This window comes from Polaromonas sp. P1_G2, from assembly GCF_056405515.1.
On the sequence record NZ_JBFUBY010000402.1, the window covers coordinates 1 to 3,731 of the forward strand.

The following is a 3,731-nucleotide window of genomic DNA, read 5'->3' on the forward strand; positions in this document are numbered from 1 at the left end:
CCAGTGAAGCGGTCTTGCAGACGATGAACTGGTCCTGCTTGGGGCTGAACTGGATAAAGCGGATCACGCTTTCGTCCCCGTCCGCATGCAGGTCCCCCGAGCAGTCGCGCTTGCCGTTGCTGTTGGTCACGGTTTCGGTCAGCGGGTAAAAACCCGTGGTCGTGGGCTTGGCCGACACCTGGTAATCGCCCTGGGTCACTTCCTCGCCGCTGGTGCCCAGGCGCCTGCCGTCGGCGCGGTATTGCCAGGTTTCCGTGCATGGCTTGCCGGGCAAGGTCCAGCTCCAGGTGCCCAACAGAGGATGGGTGGCTGTGGCACCCGCGGGTTTGGCGGCGGAGGCCGCGCGGGCTGGGCCTGCTGCCTGGGCCTGCGCAAGGCCGCAGCACAGCAGGGCGGGAAGCACAAGGGATGCGAGAAGGACAGGGGACCGCGGGAAACGGCGTGAAAGGCTCATGAAGGCAAGGGGCGGGTGTGTGGCTGTCATCACGCCATTATGAAGACGCGGTGAAAAGGACTGGCAAGCCGAAACCCCTCAGCTGGTGACGGAAATTCCCTGCCGGTGCTTTTCCGGCAGCCTTGGCGTCAGCACAGCGCCCACGTCTGAAGACTCACCAGGATTTCCGCGCCAATCGCCTGCGCCGCTGGTTGCCTCATAGTTTCCGGTTTTGACTCCCTCCCCCGCTGGGGGAGGGCAGAGGTGCGGGCCGGCGGCCTTCAAACAGGCTTCAGCATCCGCCTTTAGCGCTACTGCGATGCACCGCCGCCGGCTCAGCCATAGGCGCCGAAAAATAACGCGCCGAAACTTCCAGCACACGCCGGGCATTCACCTCCATATCGCCGCAGGGCCGCCACGGCGCCTGCACATAAAAAGGCCAGGGCGCGGGCACGCGCGCCGGTTGCGGCCGGGGCTGCGGCGTGACGCGCGCCCAGAGCGGAGGGTGGTGGTTTGACAGCTGCATCTTGGTCCTTTGTTCTCATTGGCTTGGGTATTTAGGTGAGGCAATACTACTGTACATGCGTACAGTTAACCACTCTGATTTACCCATGGAAACAATGAACCAGGCCTGGTGATTGCCCCGCTGTGGTCCGCTGTGCGCGGCCTTCTTTCCAATTGAACTCCCTCTCCCCGATCCAGCTCCCTCCCCCGCTGGGGGAGGGCAGGGGTAGGGGCCAGCGGCCTTCGAACCAGCACGGCGAAACATCCACCATCGCCGCCCCATCCCAACCTTTCCCCAGCGGGGGAAGGCGCGAGAGCACCAGGCACAACCCGCCTCATGACCCCTGCCACAAACGCATGACAGGCCAACACGATTCCGAAAGCAAACCCAACTATTTGCAAGAAATCGTCACAACAATGCCCGCAAAAAGGCAATGTGAACTCGCGGTTTTTCCAGGCCTTGCCTAAGCTCAGGCTCAAGGTGTGTACCACTTAGAGATTACTAATCGGTGTGCACCTATGGGCTTATTAATGGAAAAGGCGTCTCATATTTCGAAAAATATACAACTTAAGTAAAAGTTGAAGCAAAGACAGATACAGGCAACACGGTGGGTTTAGGGCACCAGGTTTGTATCGCGAGACGCCAGTCGATGAAGCAGCGAGAACCGGCATGAACGCGTTGGCATCTCTCTCCCCGCAGGGCGGCTCCCGCCCCGCACGCCCGGCAAAGGCCGCACGGCCTTTTAACGCCGGCAGCGGCAGCGCTTTCGCCGCCGCCCCGCATCCCGCCCACCAAGGGCCCACACCCACCACCCCAAGGAAACCCGCCATGACGCAGGACCGCACCCCCATGCCCACCGACAAATTCACGGTGCTCGGCAAGCTCGCCTGGCTGTGGATGAACTCCCCGCTGCACCACTACTGGGAAGTTGATCTGCTGAGCCGCTTCGCGCTGCCGCCGATTGAACTGGGCCAGTACCTGCTGCTTGAGCGCGACGGCATGCCGGTCGCCTATTGCAGCTGGGCCCACCTGGACAGCCGGGCCGAGGCTGCCTACATGCTGGACGCCTCCCACATCGCGCTGGCCGACTGGAACGGCGGCGACCACCTGTGGTTCGTCGACTGGGTCGCGCCTTTCGGCAAGGCCGATTCGTTTGAACTCAAAAACCGGCTGGCCGACAGGTTCCCCACCTCGGTCGCGCGCGCCATCCGCGTCAAGCAGGGCAGCCGCACCGGGCGGGTCATGGAGTTCAGGGGGCGGGACACCGACAGGCGCGCCACACAGGCCTTGCTGGCCGGCTACTACCGGGAGTTCCTGCAAGCCATCGAAGGACAGAAAACGYACCAGGTGCGCATGAAGAACAAAAACGGGTATGCCGCTGCGGCAATTGAGACGGCCTTGTAAGCACAGGCCGCCGCCCATTTCATTTAACGAAGGAGACAAACCACCATGGCCACTTCCAAAGCAACACTCCAAGCCATACTCGACGCAGCCAAGGGGCGCTCTCAAATGAGTGTGTACAAAAAACTCATGGACCCGGTCAATCCCTATGCGGCCTACAACAACACCGACAGGGCGCTGAATCTGGTGTACCGGTGTTACACCTTGTCCGGGTTGGAGAACCTCTACAAGAAGCCGGCCATAGCTATGGGCAAGCACAGCGATGTACTGGATTATCTGTACGAGTCGCAGACGAACCAGATGTCGCAATATTACTGGGCCCCGCTGCARTTGCCGGGGCAGGAATTGGCCCGGCAGCTGCGCCAGCAGCTGCAGCTCGACCAGCTCGACCAGCTCAACCAGCTCAACCAGCTGGCGTACCCGCATTCCAAGTTTTCTCTCAGATAGTGCCGCAGATTGACCTCGCTCAGCAGGTGCCGAATGCTAACCTTTTACCGGTACAGTTTGCTCCCGGAGTTCCTTTGCCTGCCTCATACATGGTGCAGCGGCGGCTGGGGAATCTGGGTTGGGATAGTGATCATGTGTACCAGCTAGATCCGAGCGACGGCGTATGGAAAGTCATCGCCACGGGGGCCGTAGGTCTCCCCTATAGGAATCAGATGACTGGGCGCTATTACCAGTTGTTAGCGAACGGCTTTATCCTGGACTTGGGGCCAAACTTCCAACCCGTGATTGGCAGAACCGGGCCCGCGCTTGCACCTTCAGGCGTGAGTGGGTCCGGAACCGTGCCTGGGCTCGTGCCCCCAGGCGCGGGTGGGTCCGGAACCGTGCCCGGGCGCGTACCTCCAGGCGTGAGCGGAGCCGCGGCCGTACCCGCAGCCGTGCCCATGGTGGCACCGGCCGCACCCTCCGCCGTAGGTTCATTCACTCGTCTGGATCCCGTCACCGCACCAATGCGTAACAACGTAAAAAATTACCGTAACTGGGGCGGCGCCGTCGGCAGCGCTACTTTTACGCTCAATGCGGTGTTGGCCGTGGGGGTGGCGATATGGCAGATCAATAACGCCGCCGCGAAAAAAGACGGTGACAGGAGTGGCGCGGAGGTTACGTCAGCGATTTTTGGGCTGGTGGGTGCCCTGGCCAACATCGGCGCCAATGGTTTCAAGGCGCTGGACAGCTTTGGCAAGATTTTGGTCAAAGACCCTGGTTTTGTCCTTGGCAATGATGAACTCATCGGGCCTTTGGCGCTAGGCCAGACTCGCACCCCCAAAAAAAGCAGATGGGACGCGAACACAAGCAAGATTTATGGCCGTCTGGGTACCTATGGAGGCGGGCTTGTCAATGGGTTGGCAGGTATCTTTGCGCTGGCGCCCTACTGGGGCAGTGACAAGC

General features: G+C 61.1%; 4 protein-coding genes. 3 read left to right on the top strand and 1 reads right to left on the bottom strand.

Annotated elements, in window-relative coordinates:
* The coding region (locus AC1D0P_RS24240; protein ID WP_477679069.1) for a hypothetical protein at positions 1-403 on the bottom strand (403 nt) is incomplete at its 3' end.
* Between the two features lie 1,363 nt (positions 404-1,766).
* Between AC1D0P_RS24240 and AC1D0P_RS24245 the strand changes: the two genes are divergently transcribed.
* The 3 genes from AC1D0P_RS24245 to AC1D0P_RS24255 all read left to right on the top strand — a co-directional run.
* Positions 1,767-2,342, top strand: coding sequence for a toxin-activating lysine-acyltransferase (locus tag AC1D0P_RS24245; protein WP_477679070.1), 576 nt, complete (start codon positions 1,767-1,769; stop codon positions 2,340-2,342).
* Between the two features lie 105 nt (positions 2,343-2,447).
* Positions 2,448-2,786: a hypothetical protein gene (locus tag AC1D0P_RS24250; RefSeq protein ID WP_477679071.1), complete on the top strand. Its 339-nt coding sequence runs from the start codon at positions 2,448-2,450 to the stop codon at positions 2,784-2,786.
* Positions 2,787-3,226: 440 nt separating this feature from the next.
* Positions 3,227-3,731, top strand: a 505-nt coding sequence (locus tag AC1D0P_RS24255) for a hypothetical protein (RefSeq protein WP_477679072.1), incomplete at its 3' end; no start/stop codon positions are given.